The sequence below is a fragment of the Streptomyces sp. NPDC024555 genome (genome assembly GCF_055559335.1).
In genome coordinates, this window is the sequence record NZ_JBVHKV010000011.1 from 208,805 (window position 1) to 225,286 (window position 16,482).

Below are 16,482 nucleotides of genomic sequence, written 5' to 3' on the forward strand. Positions count from 1 at the left end.
TTCGACGAGAACGCAAAGGTGTCCGCAGGGCGGGCGGAGGGGACCGGGATCCGGTTACGGTGAAGGTCCGGCCGGTGCGCACCTGACTCGCGGCGCGCCGGGCGGTGTGTACGTGGAGCGCTCGGGGGACGCATGTTACGTATCCACTTCACCAGCGAGGACCTGACCAGGCTGCGCGTGGCCACGGGTCCCGATCCCATGTGGGAGCTCGTGCTGTCGTTGCACCTGCTCCAGAACCGGCAGGCGGCGCTGGTCTTCGACCCGTGGCGCCGGGAGGTCCGCGCGGGGCTCGCGCGGGCCGGGCTGACGGACACGGTGGCGGGCCTGGCCCGGCTCTGCCCGTTCGCCACGTACTTCCCGGACTTCCTGACGCCGGGGCAGGGCGTCACGGAGCTGGAGACCGGGATCGACCGGGTGCTGTCCACCCCGGTGCCCCGGCTGTCCGCCGAGGTGTCCCAGCTGTACGGTCCGGGCCGGATGCCCGCGGGGGCGCGGCGGCTGGCCGGGGGCGACCGCGCGGCACTGGACCGGCTCGGGGACGCGCTGCGCCGCTACTACGCGGTGGCGGTCGCGCCGTACGCCGCGGAGATCGGGGCGACGGTGGCCGCCGACCGGCCGGTGCGGGCGCAGGCGGCCCTGGACCGGGGCAGCGACGGGCTGCTCGCGACCTATCAGCCGGATCTGACCTGGCGGGACGAGAACCGGGTGCTGGAGGCGCCGTATCCGGTGACGAGCGAGAAGTGGCTGGACGGGCGGGCGCTGACGCTGATCCCGGCGTTCTTCTGCGTCCGTCATCCGGTGGCGCTGGCCGATCCGGGGCTGGACCAGGTCCTCGTCCATCCGCTGACCCCGCGGCCGGGCTGGCTGGAGCGGGCCGGGGCGGACCGGGGCGAGCAGGGGGACACGGTCCGGCCGGCGGTGGCGCAGCTGGTCGGTCACACCCGGGCGGCGGTGCTGGAGGTGCTGGAGCGGCCGCTGAGCACGACGCAGCTGGGCACGGTGCTGCGGCTGGCGCTGTCGACGGCGAGCCGGCACGCCTCGGTGCTGCGGGAGGCGGGGCTGGTCGTGTCGGAGCGGTGCGGGCCCTCGGTGGTGCACCGGCGGACGGCGCTGGGCGACGCGCTGATGAACGGGGAGTACCCGGCGCGGCCCGCGCGGGCGTGCCCGGCGCCGTCCGCCGGGGCGCACCGGCGGGACGCGCGGGCGGCGGTGCCGGCCGGGCGGGTCAGCGGGGGTGTGTGGTGAGGGTGTGGTGCAGGGTGCGGGCCGAGGCGTCGGTGAGCGCGGCGATCTGGTCGACCAGGACGCGCTTGCGGGCCCGGTCGTCCGGGGCGGACTCGTAGAGGGCGCGCAGCTGCGGTTCGAGGCCCTCGGGGGCGCGGGCGGTCAGCGCCGCCGCGAGTTCGGCGATGACGACGCGCTGTTCGGCGCGGATCGTCTCCTGTTCGGCGCGCTGCATCACATAGCGGTCGGCGACCGCCTTGAGGACGGCGCATTCGTTGCGGGTCTCGCGGGGGACGACGAGCGCGGCCCCGTAGCGGGTGAGCCGGCCGCCTCCGTACGTCTGCCGGGTGGCGCTCTCGGCGGCCAGGCAGAAGCGGCCGATGAGCTGGCTGGTGGCGTCCTTCAGCCGGGCCTGGGCGACGGCCGAGCCGTCGTAGCCGTGCGGCCACCACTCCTGGTCCATGAGCCGGTCGAGGGCCTCGGCCAGTTCCCCCGGGTCGGTGCCTGCGGGGACGTACCGTCCGACGGCGACGTCCCAGATCGCGCGGCGCTCGGGTTCGGCGTCCAGGCAGTTGGGGTCGATGTGTCCGGCGTGCAGCCCGTCCTCGAAGTCGTGGACGGAGTAGGCGACGTCGTCGGACCAGTCCATGACCTGGGCCTCGAAGCAGGTGCGGTCCTCGGGGGCGCCCTCGCGGAACCAGCGGAAGACGGGCAGGTCGTCCTCGTAGACGCCGAATTTGGGTGAGCCGGGGGCGGTGGGGTGGGCGCCCCGGGGCCAGGGGTACTTGGTCGCGGCGTCGAGCGCGGCGCGGGTGAGGTTGAGGCCGACGCTGACGAGGTCGCCGGTGCGGGTGTCGGGCACGAAGCGCTTGGGCTCCAGGCGGGTGAGCAGCCGCAGCGACTGGGCGTTGCCCTCGAAGCCGCCGCAGTCGGAGGCGAAGTCGTTCAGCGCCTGTTCGCCGTTGTGGCCGAAGGGCGGGTGTCCCATGTCGTGGGAGAGGCAGGCGGCCTCGACGAGGTCGGGGTCGCAGCCGAGCGCGGCGCCGAGTTCCCGGCCGACCTGGGCGCATTCCAGGGAGTGGGTGAGCCGGGTGCGGGGGCTGGCGTCCCAGACGTGGCTGCGGGTGCCGGGGGCGACGACCTGGGTCTTCCCGGCGAGCCGGCGCAGCGCCGCGGAGTGCAGCACCCGGGCGCGGTCGCGCTGGAACGCGGTGCGGCCGGGCCGCTTGTCCGGCTCGGGGTCCCAGCGCTCGGCGTCGGCCGGGCCGTAGGGCGCGGTGCCGTGGTCCTGTCTGCCGGCTGCGGGGTGCGTGGGCTGGGTGCCGTCCATGGCATCGACAGTAATCCGCGCCTCTGACGAACGGGCCGCGGCGGCGGCCGTACGGCTCAGGCGGGGGCCGGGGAGCGGGTGGGCACCGGGGTGCGGTGGTCCCGGCCGGGGCCGGCCTCCCACGGGCCCGGATCCGTCAGGGCGCGGTCGTAGCGGTGGAGCAGCAGCCGGGCCATCGCCGGATGCGCGCCCAGCGGTTCGGCCGCGATCCAGGGCGCGGCGTCGGCCGCGGCGGAGGCGAAGCGTCCGGGTGCGGTGAAGTACGAGGCGACGGCGATCCGGCGGTGGCCCCGGGCGGCGAGCGCGCGCAGGGCGGCCGGGACGGTGGGGGAGGCGGCGGAGGCGTACGCGGGCACGACGGGCACTCCACCGAGCCGTTCGGACAGCAGGTGTGCGGTGCGGCGGGTGTCGGCCGCGGACTCGGGGGCGCGGGAGCCGGCGGCGGCCAGCACCACGGCGCTGTTCCGGTTGCCGTCGTCCGAGGTCCGCCAGCCCGCCTCGGTGAGCCGCCCGTGCAGCGCCTCGACCAGCAGCGGATGCGGTCCGAGCGGGGCGGCGCGGCGGGTGCGGACGGCGGGTGCGGCCTCGGCGGCGCGCGGGATGTCGTACGTGACGTGGTGGCCCCGGCCCAGCAGCAGCGGGACGAGGACGGCGTCCTGGCCCCGGAGCCCGGCCAGGGTGTCGGGCAGCAGCGGTGCGTTCAGCTCGATGTGGCCGAGCCGGACGTCGAGTCCGGGGCGCAGTTCCCGTACGCGGTCCAGCAGCCGGGTCACGGTGTGCAGGGCCCGGGGGTCACGGCTGCCGTGGGCGACGGCGACGAGGGCGGGGGGCCCGGACGGTGCGGGGCGCGGCCGGGTGCGGTGCGCCGGGCGCAGCGTGCCGAGCCCGGCACCGAGCTCGGCGCCGATGCGCGTGAGCAGGTGCGCCGTGCTGTCGAGGGGCGGGGGCTCCTGGGATGCCGACGGGTTCATGGACCGAGGGTGCCGGGTGCGGGTTGCCGCCGCGTTGCGTGCCGGTCACGGGAGCTTTCGGACCGCCTCACGGGGCGCCCCGGACCGCCGTCAGGCCCGGAGCGTGTCCGGACCGGCCCGGGTGGTCAGTCCGTGAAGAGGCGTTCGATGACCTCGGCGACGCCGTCCGCCTCGTTGCTGGTGGTGTGGACGGGGACGGCGGCGAGGACGGACGGGTGGGCGTTGGCCATGGCGTAGCCGGTGCCCGCCCAGGTGAGCACGGTGAGGTCGTTGGGCATGTCGCCGAAGGCGATGACCTCGGCGGCGGTGATGCCCCGGGCCGCGCAGAGCAGGTCCAGGGTGCCGGCCTTGGTGACGCCGGGGGCGCTGATCTCCAGGAGGCCGTGGCCGCCCGAGTGGGTCAGCTGCACCTCGTCGCCGGTGCCGCGCCGGGCCGCGGCGAGCAGGGTGTCGGCGTCGAGCCGGTCGGACCAGGCGAGCAGTTTGGTGACGGGGGCCTCGGTCAGCCAGAGGTCGGCGAGGGAGGGGACGGGGAGTTCGGCGCCGGCGTCCTCGGACAGCCTGAGCCGGTAGGCGGGTTCGTACAGGACCTGGTTGCCGGTCTCCAGGGCGAAGCCGACCTCGGGCAGTGCGGCGGCGAGCGCGTCGGCCACCCGGCGGGCGGTGGGCAGGGGCAGGACGCGGGAGGTGACGACGGTGCGGGTGGCGATGTCGTAGACGAGGGCGCCGTTGCTGCACACGGCCGTGCCGGTGAGGCCGGCGGCCTCGGCGAGCCGGTCGACGAAGCGGGGCGGCCGGGCGGTGACGATGACGATCTCCGTACCGGCCTCCTCCGCCCTGCGCAGGGCGCGCAGCGTGCGGGGCGACACGGTGCCGTCGTTGCGCAGGAGCGTGCCGTCGAGATCTGAGGCGATCAGCCGTGGGAACACCATCGGGTGATGTTACCGGCGGCCGGGTCCGGAGAACCCTTTCGGCCGTCAGTTCGTCCGTCTCTGAGGGGTGGTGCGGTGGAACACCGCCCCGGTGACGAAGGGACGGGATGCCGGATGCGGTGGAGGCCACGGAGCGGCCGGGCGGTGCGGGAGCGGCTGCGGAGGGCCGCGACGCGGGTGCGCGGGGCCGCCGGGCGCTGCGTGCCGCGGACCCGGCGCGGGCGGCGGCGGGCCGTTCAGGGGGTGATGGCCGCGTGTGTGCTGGCGCTGGCCCCGGCCACCTGGCTGTATCTGGCGGCCGACGGGCGGACCGGGACGGCGGCGGACGCGCCCGCCCGGGACGTGGCCGTGGTGTTCGGCGCGGGGCTGTGGGACGGGAAGCCGTCCCCGTATCTGGCGCAACGGCTGCGGGCGGCGGCCGGGCTGTACCGGGAGGGGAAGGTGCGGGTCGTGCTGGTGACGGGCGACAACAGCCGGAAGGAGTACGACGAGCCGGACGCGATGCGCGCCTATCTGGTCGCCCGGGGCGTGCCGGACGACCGTGTGGTCAGCGATTTCGCGGGCTTCGACACCTGGGACTCCTGCGTCCGGGCCAAGAAGATCTTCGGCGTCGACCGGGCGGTCCTGGTGAGCCAGCGCTTCCACATCCGGCGGGCGACGGCCCTGTGCCGGGCGGCGGGGATCGACGCGTACGGCGTCGGGGTCGACGACGTCCACGATGTGACCTGGTACTACGGCGGGACGCGCGAGGTGTTCGCCGCCGGGAAGGCGGCGCTGGACGCGCTGTTCGCACCGGACCCCCGTTTCCTGGGGCCGAAGGAGCCGGGGGTCCGCGAGGCGCTGGCGGCGGCCGGGCGGTGACGGCACCGGCCGGCGGCCCGGGTCAGAGCGCGGTGACCGGTGCCGTCTCCGCCGAGACCCAGCCCAGATAGCCGGCGCTGCCCCGGACCACGGGGAGCGCGATGATCTCCGGGGTGTCGTAGTCGTGCTCGCGCTGGATGTGGGCCTCCAGTTCCTCGTACCGTTCGGCCGTCGTCTTGAGGAACAGCTGCCACTCCTCGGCGGTCTCGATGCCGTTCTGCCAGCGGTAGACGGAGGTGACGGGGCCGGAGATCTGGACGCAGGCGGCGAGCCGGGCCTCCACCACGCCCCGCGCGAGCGTCCGGGCCTTCTCCTCGCTGTCCGTCGTGGTGAGCACGGTCAGCCAGGCGGGCGGTGTCCGGGTCATGGTCGGTCTCTCCTCGGTGCGGGCGGCGGGTCCTCTCCATTGTCGGTCCCGCCGCCCGGGTCCGCGGCTCAGCCGGCGTACGGGTGCGCGGCCCTGGCCTCCCTCAGCGCCCTTCCCCACCAGACCAGTTGGTCCAGGAGCGATTTGGCGGCCGCCGCGGGGGCGGCCGGCTCGCGGTGCCGGCCCTCGTCGTCGAAGAGCGCGCCGGCGTTGTGGAACGAGACGGTGTCGCGGATGGAGACGCTGTGCAGTTCGGCGAAGACCTGGCGCAGGTGCTCGACCGCGCGCAGGCCGCCGGAGATCCCGCCGTAGGAGACGAACGCGACCGGTTTGGCCTGCCATTCGGCGCGGTGCCAGTCGATGAGGTTCTTGAGCGGCGCGGGGTAGGAGTGGTTGTACTCCGGGGTGACGACGACGAACGCGTCGGCCGCCGCCAGCCGCGCCGACACCTCCGCGAGCAGCGCCCGGTCCTCGGGCCCGGGGGCGTAGGAGAGGGCGGTCGGCAGATCCAGCTCGGCGACGTCGACCAGGTCGGTCGTGATGTCGGAGTGCTCCCCGGTCCGGGAGAGGAACCAGTCGGCGACGACGGGGGCGAAGCGTCCCTCGCGGTTGCTGGCGAGGATGACCGCGACCTTCAGCGGGGCGGTCGGGGATGCGGCGGTGGCCGGGTTTCCGGCTGTGGTGAGGTCCATGCCGAGAGGTTCGTACATCAAGTTTGGTTGAGGTCAAGCGGCCGGTTCCGGCGCGCGTCTCCGCGCGGCTTACGGTGGGCGCCATGACGACTCCCACCACCCCGCTCCCGTACGCCGAGTTCGACGGGCGCCCCGCCACCGAGGACGATCTGCGGGCGATGGCCTTCGCCGGATTCGGGCACTTCACGGCCATGCAGGTCAGGGACGGCCGGGTGCGGGGCCTGGCGCTGCATCTGGCGCGGCTGGACTCCGCGCACCGGGAGCTGTTCGGGCTGCCGTTGGAGGGGGACCGGGTGCGGGAGCTGGTCCGGGGGGCGTTGGAGCGGGCGGGGGCGGTGGACGCCTCGGTCCGGGTGTACGGGATGCGGGCGCCGGACGGGGCCGGGGCGGTGCCGGTGGTCACGGTGCGCGAGCCGGCCCGGATGGCGCCGGGGCCCACGAGCCTGCTGCCGGTCGCGCACGCGCGCACCGCGCCGCACCTCAAGCGGCCCGGCGATTTCGGACCGGTCCACCACGGGGAGCTGGCCCGCCGGGCCGGTTTCGACGACGCGCTGCTGACCCTGCCGGACGGCGAGGTGACCGAGGGCGCGATCACCAACATCGGGTTCTGGGACGGGGCGTCGGTCGTGTGGCCGCAGGCCCCCGCGCTGCTGGGCATCACGATGGCGCTGCTGGAGCGGGACCTGCCGGGCGCGGGCGTCCCCTCCGTGCGCCGGCGGGTGACCGTGGACGGGCTCGGCGCCTACCGCGCGGCCTTCGTCACCAACGCGCGGGGCATGGCCCCGGTCGCCCGGATCGGGGAGGCCCGGTTCGCCGTCGACGAGGAGCTGATGGGCCGGCTGGCCGCGGTGTACGAGGCGGTCCCGGCGGACGAGATCTGAGGTCCCGGACCGGACCCGACGGGGAGGGCGCCCGCCCGTCTCCGACGATCCGCCCCCACCGGGCCCAGGGGGGGGTGGGTCCGGTGGGGGCGGTGGCCGGGGGCGGCGGTGTCGCACCGTCCCGTGGGGGGTGTGCTTCATGTGCCCGCCGTCGGCCGGCTCATGCGCGGGACGTACGAGATTTTCCGCGCGGCGGAGTCACCCGATCGGCACCCGGCACCGGACCGGCCACGCCGTTCCCCGCTCTCACCGCTGTGACCTGCGGTCATGCCGGTTGGCAAGGAGGCGGCACCGGTCCGGTCGGGTGAAAGCTGACCCGGTGTCAGCGCGCGTCGGCGGCGGGGCGGCGGTTGGCTCGGGGCAGGACACACCAGCCCGCGCCGTCCCGCTCGGAGGAACTCCCCATGCGCCGTCCTGCCCGCCTCGTGACCGGCACCGCCGCCGCTGCCCTCACCGCCGCCGCGCTCGGCCTGGGCGCCGCCGCCCCGTCCGCGTACGGGGAGCCGGCGGCGTCCCTGGAGATCACTCCGGCGAGCGCCGCCCCGGGTGCCGTGGTCACCGTGAACACCACCGCGTGCGGCGGCGACACGGCCGCCACCGGGGACGCGAAGTCGCTGGACGCGCCGGAGTTCCCGCTGGCCCCGGCCACGCTCCAGGAGGTGCTGGCCGGGACGTTCACCGTGCCGGGCAACGCCGAGCCGGGGCCGTACCGCATCGGTGTGGACTGCGCGAACGGCAAGCGGGCCACGGGCGAGATCGAGGTGCGCGCGGCCGCCGCCGGGGACAAGGAGAACGCCGGTACGCAGCCGGCCGGCACCGGGCAGGCCGCCGGGGACCGGCCCGGGGGCGACACGGCCGGACAGGACGCCGCGGACCGCGCGCCCGGGTCGGACGAGCCCGCGGACGACGCCGCCGGGAGCGGTCTGCCCTCGGACGCGTACGGCACCGAGCCGTACGGGTCGGCCGGGCTCGACGAGGCGGAGGCGGAGGGTTCGGCGCTGGTGCCGGACGCCCCGGACGCCGCCGGCCTGTCCTCGTCCGGCGACTGGGCGAGCCCGTCGCAGCGCCCGAGCGCACCCGGTCACGCGAGCTCCTCCCCCGGCCGGGACGGCACGTCCTCCGGCCACGAGACCCCGGCCGGCCGCCACCCCTCGGCCGAGCCCACCGCCCCCACGGGGCACGTGAAGACCGGTGTCGGCGGCAGCGTCGGCCCGGACACCACCCAGATCGCGGCGGGAGCCGGCGTCCTCGCCGCGACCGCCGTCGGCGGAGCCTGGCTCCTGCGTCGCCGGGCGAGCGGCACGCGGGACGGCTGACGGAGACTTCCACCTCTCCGTGACCGCCCGGTCTCCGTCCCGGTGGCCCCGCGCCACCGGGACGGGACCCCTTTTTCCCCCGTCCGGCACTCGTCTCCCGGAGGACGACCGTGTCCCAGAAGGCCAAGGGCTGGCTGCTCGTCGTCGCGGCGCTGGCCGGTCTCTGGCTGATCCGCAACGGGGCCGGCACCCAGCTGACGCCGCCCGCCCCGGCCGCCGCCGACGCGTTCGCCGCCGGCCCCGGGCTGCTGCCCGGCTCCCCGGTCGCCGCACCGCTGAAGCCCTCGGCGCCGGTGCGCATCAGGATCCCCGCCATCCGGGTGGACGCCCCGATGATGCGGCTGGGACTCGGTCCGGACGGCAGTCTCGACGTCCCTCCGGCCGGGAACACCGACATCGTCGGCTGGTACAAGGACGGCACCCCGCCCGGCGCCAAGGGCACCGCGATCGTCGCCGGCCACGTCGACAACGCCGACGGGCCCTCGGTCTTCTACGACCTCGGGGCGATGAAGAAGGGCAGCACCATCGAGGTGCTGCGCCAGGACGGCCGCACGGCCGTCTTCGCGCTCGACGCGATCGAGGTGTACGAGAACGAGGACTTCCCCGACCGGCGGGTCTACGGGGCCTCGGAGCACGCCTCGCTGCGGCTGATCACCTGCGGCGGCGGCTTCTCCCCCGCGACCGGCTACCGGGGGAACGTGGTGGCGTACGCCCATCTCACCGGGGTGCGCTGACCGGACCGCCCGGGGCGGTGCCGCTCAGGCCTGCCACTGGTCGAAGGCGAGCTTCGCGACCAGGGAGAAGACGACCACCAGCAGCACGCCGCGCACGAACTCGCTGCCCCGGCTGAGCGCCATCCGCGCCCCGAGCAGCCCGCCCGCCAGGTTGAACACGGCCATCAGGGCGGCCAGCTGCCACAGCACATTGCCCTGGTAGGCGAACATCGCGAGGGCGCCGCCGTTGGTGCAGACGTTCACGATCTTGGCGGTGGCGGAGGCCGTCACCAGATCGAGGTGGAGCACCGCGGTCAGCGCCAGCACCAGGAAGGTCCCGGTGCCCGGCCCGAAGAGCCCGTCGTACAGGCCGATCCCGCCGCCGACCAGGACGATCGCGGTGACGGTGCGGGCCCGGGTGACCTTCGGAGCCGTACCGTCGCCTGAGGCCCGGCCGAACTGGGGCCGCAGCATCACGAACGCGGCGACCGCCAGCAGCACCACCATGATCACCGGGCGCAGCACCTCGCTGCTGATCCCGGCGGCGAAGAAGGCCCCGGTCATCGAACCGGCCAGGGCGGCCAGACCGATCCGGACGGCGGTGCCGACGCGGACCGGCGCCCTGCGCGCGTAGGTGACGGCCGCGCCCGAGGTGCCGACGATCGCGACGGCCTTGTTGGTGCCGAGGACCTGAGCGGCCGGCAGGTGCGGCAGGCCGAGCAGCAGCGCGGGCAGCAGGAGCAGTCCGCCGCCCCCGACCACGGCGTCGATCCAGCCGGCCGCGGCCGCGGCGAGGCACAGCACGACCAGGGTGGTCAGGGTGATGTCAGGCATGTCCGCGACTGTATGGAAGGGGCATGTATCGCGTCCAACCGTGATCGAAAGCTTGAGCTACATCTGAGCCCGGCGGCGGGCGGGGGACGCCGACGGCCCTCCCCCGGCCCCTCACAGACGGCGGTCCGGGGCGCTGAGCGCACGGTTCCTCCCGGGAAACAGCGGGGATCCGGCCGGGTAACACCCTCCCGGCACGCTTCCTGGCATGAGGACACGGACGTGGTGTCCGCTGAGCGACGACGGAGGCCTCTGAGATGCCGGTGTCCCCTTCCCCGACCGACCGCACCTCCACCGCGACGACCGTGCCGACGATCGTGGTCGTCGGGCACGGCATGGTCGGCCAGCGCTTCCTGGAGTCCCTGGCCGAGCGCGGACTGACGGCCGCCGCGGGCACCGCCCGGGTCGTCGTGCTCTGCGAGGAGCCCCGCCCCGCCTACGACCGGGTGCAGCTGACCTCGTACTTCGCGGGGCGGACCCCCGAGGAGCTGTCGCTGGTCGAGGACGGCTTCATGGAGCGGCACGGCTTCGAGCTGCGCACCGGCGATCCGGCGGTGTCCGTGGACCGGTCGGCGCGCACGGTCACCGCGCGGTCCGGGGAGGTCCTCGCGTACGACACGCTGGTGCTGGCCACCGGCTCGTACCCGTTCGTCCCGCCGGTCCCCGGCAGGGACGGCACGGGCTGCTTCGTCTACCGGACGATCGAGGACCTGCTGGCGATCGAGGCGTACGCGAAGAACGCGACGACCGGCGCGGTGGTCGGCGGCGGACTGCTCGGGCTGGAGGCGGCGGGCGCGCTGAAGGGCCTCGGCCTGGAGACGCACGTCGTGGAGTTCGCGCCCCGGCTGATGCCCGTCCAGGTCGACGAGGGCGGCGGCGCGGCGCTGCTGCGCACCATCGAGGAGATGGGGCTGGGCGTCCACACGGGGGTCGGCACCCAGGAGGTCCTGACCGGCGAGGACGGCGCGGTGACCGGGATGGCGCTCTCGGACGGCTCCGTGCTCGCCACGGACCTGGTGGTGTTCTCGGCCGGGGTGCGCCCCCGCGACCAGCTGGCCCGGGAGTGCGGACTGGAGGTCGGGGAGCGCGGCGGCGTCGTCGTCGACGAGGCGTGCCGCACCTCCGACCCGGCGGTCTTCGCGATCGGCGAGTGCGCGCTCGCCTCCGACGGCCGGGTGTACGGGCTGGTGGCGCCGGGCTACGAGATGGCGCGGACGGCCGCCGAGGTGATCGCGGGCGAGGAGGCCGCGTTCACGGGCGCCGACCTGTCGACGAAGCTGAAGCTGCTCGGGGTGGACGTGGCGTCCTTCGGCGACGCGCACGGCACCGCGGAGGACTGCCTCGACGTGGTGTACGCCGACGCCCGCTCCGGCGTCTACAAGAAGCTCGTCATCGGCCGGGACGGCACGCTGCTGGGCGGGGTGCTGGTCGGGGACGCCGAACAGTACGGCACGCTGCGCCCGCTGACCGGCACGGTGCTGCCGGTCGCCCCGGAGCACCTGGTCCTGCCCGCCGGGGCCGGCGCACCGGTCGCCCTCGGCCCGTCCGCGCTGCCCGACGAGGCGGTGATCTGCTCCTGCCACAACGTCACCAAGGGCGCGATCTGCGAGCACACCACCCTGCCCGAGGTGAAGAAGTGCACCAAGGCGGGCACCGGCTGCGGCAGTTGCGTCAAGGTGATCGGCCAACTGCTCCCGCAGAGCGTGGACCAGGGGCTGTGCGGCTGCTTCGCGTACACCAGGAGCGAGCTGTACGAGATCGTCCGCACCCTGGGGATCACCTCCTACGCCGGACTGCTCGACTCGCACGGGCGGGAGGAGGCGCGCGGCGGCGACGGCTGCGAGATCTGCAAGCCCGCGGTCGGTTCGGTCATCGCCTCGCTGGCCCCCACGGTCGGCGCGAGCGGGTACGTCCTGGACGGCGAGCAGGCCGCGCTCCAGGACACCAACGACCACTTCCTCGCCAACCTCCAGCGCAACGGCTCGTACTCGATCGTGCCGCGCATCCCCGGCGGCGAGATCACCCCGGAGAAGCTGATCGTGATCGGCGAGGTGGCCCGCGACTTCGGCCTCTACACGAAGATCACCGGGGGCCAGCGGATCGACCTGTTCGGCGCCCGGGTGGACCAGCTGCCGCTGATCTGGACCCGGCTCGTCGACGCGGGCTTCGAATCGGGGCACGCGTACGGGAAGTCGCTGCGGACGGTCAAGTCCTGTGTGGGGCAGACCTGGTGCCGCTACGGCGTCCAGGACTCCGTGAGGATGGCGATCGACCTGGAGCTGCGCTACCGGGGCCTGCGCTCCCCGCACAAGCTGAAGTCGGCGGTCTCGGGATGCGCCCGGGAGTGCGCGGAGGCCCGGGGCAAGGACTTCGGGATCATCGCCACCGCCGGGGGCTGGAACCTGTACGTGGGCGGCAACGGCGGCGCGACCCCGCGCCACGCCGATCTGCTCGCCCAGGACCTGTCCGACGCCGAACTGGTGCGGCTGATCGACCGCTTCCTGATGTTCTACATCCGCACCGCGGACCGGCTGGAGCGCACCTCCGCCTGGCTGGAGCGCATCGAGGGCGGCCTGGAGCACGTCCGGGACGTCGTCGTGCACGACTCGCTCGGGCTCTGCGACGAGCTGGAGCGGATGATGGCCGACCACGTCCGCGGCTACCGCGACGAGTGGGCCGAGACCATCAACGACCCGGAGCGGCTGCGCCGCTTCGTCACCTTCGTCAACGCGCCCGACGCGCCCGATCCGTCGGTGAGGTTCGTGCCCGAGCGCGACCAGGTCAAGCCCGACCTGGACATCCTCGCCGGCCCCGTACTCGCCATCCGCACGCTTGAAGGGACCCCCTCCTGATGACGACAGAGACGATGACCCCGCGGACGACGGCCCCGCGGCCGGAGCGGGCGGCGGCCGGTGCCGTGCGGCTGGCGGCCGGGGACGGCTGGCTCACGGTGTGCGACCGCTCGGTGCTGACGCCCGGCCGGGGCGTCGCGGCGCTGCTGCCGGACGGCCGGCAGGTGGCGCTGTTCCTGGACCGGGCCGGGCGGGCGTACGCGATCGACAACCGCGATCCGTTCACCGGGGCGTACGTCCTCTCGCGCGGACTGCTCGGCTCGGCGGACGGGCAGCCGTTCGTCGCCTCGCCGCTGCTGAAGCAGCGCTTCGACCTGGCGACGGGGGCCTGTCTGGACGACGACGAGGTGTCCGTACCGGTCTTCGAGGTCCGGGCGGACTGATCGCGTTCCGTTCACCGCGTGTTGACGCTCCGTCAACTGCGTGCCTCTACTGTCCTGACGTTCGACCCGCCGGCCGCCCGGACCGGCGGGCCCTCACTCACCCGTGGAGTGATCGTGGAACGTCGGACCTTCCTTCGCACCGCCGTGATCGGCGGCTCGGCCGCGGCCTTCGGCGGCACCCTGTGGCGGGGTGCCGCCTTCGCCGGTCCCGCCCAGCCGGCCACCGGCCCGTACGGCGCGCTCCAGGCGGCCAACGGCAACGGGATCCTGCTGCCGGCCGGCTTCACCAGCAGGATCGTGGCCCGTTCGGGGCAGACCGTCCCCGGCACCTCGTACGCCTGGCACAGCGCGCCCGACGGGGGCGCCACGTTCGCCGACGGCAGCGGCTGGATCTACGTCTCCAACGCCGAGGTCTCCTCCGGCAGCGGCGGCGGGGCGAGCGCGGTGCGCTTCAACGCCTCCGGCACCGTCACCTCCGCGTACCGGATCCTGTCCGGCACGAACAACAACTGCGCGGGCGGTCGCACCCCGTGGAACACCTGGCTGTCCTGCGAGGAGGTCAGCCGCGGCTTCGTTTACGAGACCGACCCGTGGGGGGTGAACGCGGCCGTGCAGCGCCCGGCGCTGGGCCGCTTCAAGCACGAGGCCGCGGCGGCCGACCCGGACCACGGATACGTCTACCTCACGGAGGACGAGACGGACGGCCGCTTCTACCGCTTCCGCCCCACCACCTGGGGCGACCTGTCCGCCGGCACGCTCCAGGTGCTGGTGGCGGGGACCGGCACCTCGGGCCCGGTGACCTGGTCGACGGTCCCCGACCCGGACGGCTCGCCCACCCAGACCCGCTACCAGGTCGCGGGCGCCAAGGTGTTCAACGGCGGTGAGGGCTGCTTCTACGCGGCGGGCACCTGCTGGTTCACCACGAAGGGCGACAACCGGGTGTGGGCGTACGACGCGGACGCGTCCAGCATCTCGCTCGCCTACGACGACTCGCTGGTCACGGGCGGCAGCGCCCCGCTGACGGGCGTCGACAACGTCACCCGGTCGTCCTCGGGCGATCTGTACGTCGCCGAGGACGGCGGGAACATGGAGATCTGCCTGATCACCCCGGACGACACGGTCGCCCCGTTCCTGCGGATCAGCGGCCAGTCGGGCTCGGAGATCACCGGCCCGGCCTTCTCCCCGGACGGCAGCCGGCTCTACTTCTCCTCGCAGCGCGGCACGAGCGGCAGTTCGTCCGGCGGCATCACCTACGAGGTCACGGGGCCGTTCCGCGGCTGAGCGCCCCGGTCCCGGCCCCGGCCGCGCGGCGTCCGCACCGGCCGCCGCGCGGCTGTCTCCCCGGCGATCAGGCGGGCTCGCCGCCGCTCTCGACGGCCGCCGGGTCCATCCACACGACCTCCCACATGTGGTGGTCGGGGTCCTGGAAGGACCGGCCGTACATGAAGCCGAGGTCCTGGGTGTCGTTGGCGGGCGAACCGCCGTGGGCGAGGGCGGCGTCGACCAGCTCGTCCACCTTCTCGCGGCTGTCGGCGCTCAGCGCGAGGATCACCTCGGTGGTCGCGGAGGCGTCGGCGACCTCCTTCTTGGTGAAGTCCTTGAAGCGCGGCTCCTCCAGGAGCATGGCGAAGATCGCGTCGCTGATCACCATGCAGGCGGTGTGCTCGTCGCTGAACTGGGGGTTGAAGGAGTAGCCCAGCTTGCCGAAGAAGTCCTTGGTCGTCGCCAGGTTCTTGACGGGCAGGTTCACGAAGATCATCTGGGGCATGGCCGTCACGCTCTCTCGGTGGTGTGGTCGGTGCGTCGCTCGAACGCGCTCACACCGGGTAGACGCCCGGACCGCCGGGAACTCATCGGCGCCGGACGAGAAAATCCCTTCCGTGCGGCATCGGAGAGAAAACCTTTCCTCAAGTGGCGGGACGGCGGCCGGGATCAGGTCACGGCCAGCGGTGCGCCCCCGCGCAGCAGCGCCCCGCCGAGCGGGGTGAGCGTGTGGAGGACCGCGCTGCCGTGGCGCAGGGTGTGCACGAGGCCGGCCTCCCGGAGGACGCAGGCGTGCTGGCTGGCCGAGGCGAGGGAGACCCCGGCCCTGCGGGCCAGCTCGCTGGTCGTGCAGCCGTCGCCTATCACCCTCAGGACCGTGGACCGTGTGGAGCCGAGGAGCCGGCCGAGCCAGGGGCCCGGTTCGGCGAAGGCGGGGGCCGCGGCGTGGGTGACCGGGTAGACGAGCACCGGCGGGAGCAGCGGGTCCCGGAAGACGACCGGGGTGCCCCGGCAGAAGAAGGACGGCTGGAGGAGCAGCCCGCGGCCGTCCAGGTGCAGTTCGCGGTCGAAGGGGTAGTCCGCCTCCAGGACCGGGGCGCGCCAGCGGATGACCGGCGGGAGCGAGGCGAGCAGTTCCTCGGGGCCGCCGTCCAGCAGGGCCCGGCCGCGGACGGTCCGGTCGGCCTCGATGCTCGCCTGGATGTGCGGCCAGTAGGGCTCGACGGCGGCGCGGTGGTAGGCGCGCAGCGCGCCGATGAGCCGCCCCAGGGGCTCCGTGCGCCCCTCCCCCAGCGCGTCGGGCTCCAGCGGCCGGACCGCGCGCCGGGCGGCGCCCCTGCCGCAGGCCGCGGCCTGGGTGTCGAGCACCGCCAGCTCGGCGCGCAGCCGCTCGGGCGGGGTGTCGCGCAGGACCTCGATTCCGGTGGCGAAGTCCAGCGGCTCGGGACCGCCTCCGGAAGGCGTCAGAAAGTCGGGGAAATAGCCGCGGGATGGCACGACGGAGGACAGCAGGCGTACTTCACTATTCAACCGGGTCCGGGTTTCCGTACGCCATTTCCCGAAGACCGTGGAAGCCCGGCGGTCCCTGAGCCGGTGAAAGCTGAGAATGGTCTCCCATAATGCGTCCGGCCGGGTGGCCATCCGCACTGTGGAAAGGTCCCATCCGGACACATGGATACGCAGCACCGAACCCCCACCCCTTGCACGTGCAATTACCCCTGCCCAAGAGTATGCGAAGCGTAACTACCCGTCACCACGGGGTTTCGGCCAGAGCTGAAACGTCTCGCCCGGACCCGTCGCCAACCGAAAGGCTGTACGGCGTCGGGTGCGATTCCGGAACCACCGGAAGAGCGGGTGAAGGCCGTG

General features: G+C 74.3%; 16 protein-coding genes. 8 read left to right on the plus strand and 8 right to left on the minus strand.

Going from position 1 to position 16,482, the window contains the following annotated elements; translation table 11 throughout:
• Nucleotides 1-132: 132 nt before the first annotated feature.
• Nucleotides 133-1,245: an ArsR/SmtB family transcription factor gene (locus ACZ4FH_RS20780; protein WP_467306436.1), complete on the plus strand. Its 1,113-nt coding sequence runs from the start codon at nucleotides 133-135 to the stop codon at nucleotides 1,243-1,245.
• Here ACZ4FH_RS20780 and ACZ4FH_RS20785 read toward each other — a convergent pair.
• From ACZ4FH_RS20785 to ACZ4FH_RS20795, 3 genes are all read right to left on the minus strand, one after another.
• Nucleotides 1,226-2,554 (minus strand): deoxyguanosinetriphosphate triphosphohydrolase, encoded by a 1,329-nt coding sequence (locus ACZ4FH_RS20785; protein WP_467306437.1) that lies wholly within the window; start codon nucleotides 2,552-2,554, stop codon nucleotides 1,226-1,228. The two genes, ACZ4FH_RS20780 and ACZ4FH_RS20785, sit on opposite strands and share 20 nt — an antisense overlap.
• Before the next feature lie 56 nt (nucleotides 2,555-2,610).
• Complete coding sequence (locus tag ACZ4FH_RS20790; protein ID WP_467306438.1) at nucleotides 2,611-3,525, minus strand: sirohydrochlorin chelatase; 915 nt, start codon at nucleotides 3,523-3,525, stop codon at nucleotides 2,611-2,613.
• Nucleotides 3,526-3,650: 125 nt separating this feature from the next.
• Nucleotides 3,651-4,442, minus strand: a complete 792-nt coding sequence (locus ACZ4FH_RS20795; protein ID WP_467306565.1) for a Cof-type HAD-IIB family hydrolase — start codon at nucleotides 4,440-4,442, stop codon at nucleotides 3,651-3,653.
• A 129-nt stretch (nucleotides 4,443-4,571) separates the two neighbouring features.
• Here ACZ4FH_RS20795 and ACZ4FH_RS20800 point away from each other — a divergent pair, with 129 nt between their 5' ends.
• Nucleotides 4,572-5,318 (plus strand): SanA/YdcF family protein, encoded by a 747-nt coding sequence (locus ACZ4FH_RS20800; protein WP_467306440.1) that lies wholly within the window; start codon nucleotides 4,572-4,574, stop codon nucleotides 5,316-5,318.
• Between the two features lie 22 nt (nucleotides 5,319-5,340).
• Here the strand turns inward: ACZ4FH_RS20800 and cutA are convergent, their stop codons facing one another.
• The gene (gene cutA, locus ACZ4FH_RS20805) at nucleotides 5,341-5,685 is read right to left on the minus strand and encodes a divalent-cation tolerance protein CutA (protein WP_467306441.1); all 345 of its coding nucleotides are present in this window, start codon (nucleotides 5,683-5,685) and stop codon (nucleotides 5,341-5,343) included.
• A 68-nt stretch (nucleotides 5,686-5,753) separates the two neighbouring features.
• Nucleotides 5,754-6,377: an NADPH-dependent FMN reductase gene (locus ACZ4FH_RS20810; RefSeq protein WP_467306442.1), complete on the minus strand. Its 624-nt coding sequence runs from the start codon at nucleotides 6,375-6,377 to the stop codon at nucleotides 5,754-5,756.
• An 83-nt stretch (nucleotides 6,378-6,460) separates the two neighbouring features.
• Between ACZ4FH_RS20810 and ACZ4FH_RS20815 the strand changes: the two genes are divergently transcribed.
• From ACZ4FH_RS20815 to ACZ4FH_RS20825, 3 genes are all read left to right on the plus strand, one after another.
• Nucleotides 6,461-7,258, plus strand: a complete 798-nt coding sequence (locus tag ACZ4FH_RS20815; RefSeq protein ID WP_467306443.1) for an aminotransferase class IV — start codon at nucleotides 6,461-6,463, stop codon at nucleotides 7,256-7,258.
• 404 nt (nucleotides 7,259-7,662) lie between these two features.
• On the plus strand, nucleotides 7,663-8,574 hold the full coding sequence (locus ACZ4FH_RS20820) for a hypothetical protein (RefSeq protein WP_467306570.1): 912 nt from the start codon (nucleotides 7,663-7,665) through the stop codon (nucleotides 8,572-8,574).
• 110 nt (nucleotides 8,575-8,684) lie between these two features.
• Nucleotides 8,685-9,308 carry a class F sortase gene (locus ACZ4FH_RS20825; protein WP_383633018.1) on the plus strand — a complete coding sequence of 208 codons (624 nt, stop codon included), beginning with the start codon at nucleotides 8,685-8,687 and terminating at the stop codon, nucleotides 9,306-9,308.
• 24 nt (nucleotides 9,309-9,332) lie between these two features.
• Here the strand turns inward: ACZ4FH_RS20825 and ACZ4FH_RS20830 are convergent, their stop codons facing one another.
• On the minus strand, nucleotides 9,333-10,121 hold the full coding sequence (locus ACZ4FH_RS20830; protein WP_467306444.1) for a sulfite exporter TauE/SafE family protein: 789 nt from the start codon (nucleotides 10,119-10,121) through the stop codon (nucleotides 9,333-9,335).
• A 254-nt stretch (nucleotides 10,122-10,375) separates the two neighbouring features.
• Between ACZ4FH_RS20830 and nirB the strand changes: the two genes are divergently transcribed.
• From nirB to ACZ4FH_RS20845, 3 genes are all read left to right on the plus strand, one after another.
• Nucleotides 10,376-12,970, plus strand: a complete 2,595-nt coding sequence (gene nirB / locus ACZ4FH_RS20835; protein ID WP_467306445.1) for a nitrite reductase large subunit NirB — start codon at nucleotides 10,376-10,378, stop codon at nucleotides 12,968-12,970.
• A gap of 14 nt (nucleotides 12,971-12,984) precedes the next feature.
• Entirely contained in the window at nucleotides 12,985-13,353 is a 369-nt protein-coding gene (gene nirD, locus ACZ4FH_RS20840) for a nitrite reductase small subunit NirD (protein ID WP_467306567.1), read from the plus strand.
• A gap of 114 nt (nucleotides 13,354-13,467) precedes the next feature.
• A complete protein-coding gene (locus ACZ4FH_RS20845; RefSeq protein ID WP_467306447.1) occupies nucleotides 13,468-14,634 on the plus strand; it encodes an alkaline phosphatase PhoX in 1,167 nt (388 codons plus the stop codon).
• Nucleotides 14,635-14,701: 67 nt separating this feature from the next.
• Here ACZ4FH_RS20845 and ACZ4FH_RS20850 read toward each other — a convergent pair whose 3' ends face one another.
• Together ACZ4FH_RS20850 and ACZ4FH_RS20855 are read right to left on the minus strand one after the other, a co-directional pair.
• Entirely contained in the window at nucleotides 14,702-15,121 is a 420-nt protein-coding gene (locus tag ACZ4FH_RS20850; RefSeq protein WP_383633030.1) for a VOC family protein, read from the minus strand.
• A 164-nt stretch (nucleotides 15,122-15,285) separates the two neighbouring features.
• Complete coding sequence (locus ACZ4FH_RS20855) at nucleotides 15,286-16,302, minus strand: ArsR/SmtB family transcription factor (protein ID WP_467306449.1); 1,017 nt, start codon at nucleotides 16,300-16,302, stop codon at nucleotides 15,286-15,288.
• Nucleotides 16,303-16,482 lie beyond the last annotated feature (180 nt).

Excerpts from the sequence above, each read along its gene's own strand:
- ACZ4FH_RS20780 (WP_467306436.1), top strand. The coding sequence starts at position 133 with ATGTTACGTATCCACTTCACCAGCGAGGACCTGACCAGGCTGCGCGTG.
- ACZ4FH_RS20785 (WP_467306437.1), bottom strand. The coding sequence starts at position 2,554 with ATGGACGGCACCCAGCCCACGCACCCCGCAGCCGGCAGACAGGACCAC.
- ACZ4FH_RS20790 (WP_467306438.1), bottom strand. The coding sequence starts at position 3,525 with ATGAACCCGTCGGCATCCCAGGAGCCCCCGCCCCTCGACAGCACGGCG.
- ACZ4FH_RS20800 (WP_467306440.1), top strand. The coding sequence starts at position 4,572 with ATGCGGTGGAGGCCACGGAGCGGCCGGGCGGTGCGGGAGCGGCTGCGG.
- cutA (WP_467306441.1), bottom strand. The coding sequence starts at position 5,685 with ATGACCCGGACACCGCCCGCCTGGCTGACCGTGCTCACCACGACGGAC.
- ACZ4FH_RS20810 (WP_467306442.1), bottom strand. The coding sequence starts at position 6,377 with ATGGACCTCACCACAGCCGGAAACCCGGCCACCGCCGCATCCCCGACC.
- ACZ4FH_RS20815 (WP_467306443.1), top strand. The coding sequence starts at position 6,461 with ATGACGACTCCCACCACCCCGCTCCCGTACGCCGAGTTCGACGGGCGC.
- ACZ4FH_RS20820 (WP_467306570.1), top strand. The coding sequence starts at position 7,663 with ATGCGCCGTCCTGCCCGCCTCGTGACCGGCACCGCCGCCGCTGCCCTC.
- ACZ4FH_RS20830 (WP_467306444.1), bottom strand. The coding sequence starts at position 10,121 with ATGCCTGACATCACCCTGACCACCCTGGTCGTGCTGTGCCTCGCCGCG.
- nirB (WP_467306445.1), top strand. The coding sequence starts at position 10,376 with ATGCCGGTGTCCCCTTCCCCGACCGACCGCACCTCCACCGCGACGACC.
- nirD (WP_467306567.1), top strand. The coding sequence starts at position 12,985 with ATGACCCCGCGGACGACGGCCCCGCGGCCGGAGCGGGCGGCGGCCGGT.
- ACZ4FH_RS20850 (WP_383633030.1), bottom strand. The coding sequence starts at position 15,121 with ATGCCCCAGATGATCTTCGTGAACCTGCCCGTCAAGAACCTGGCGACG.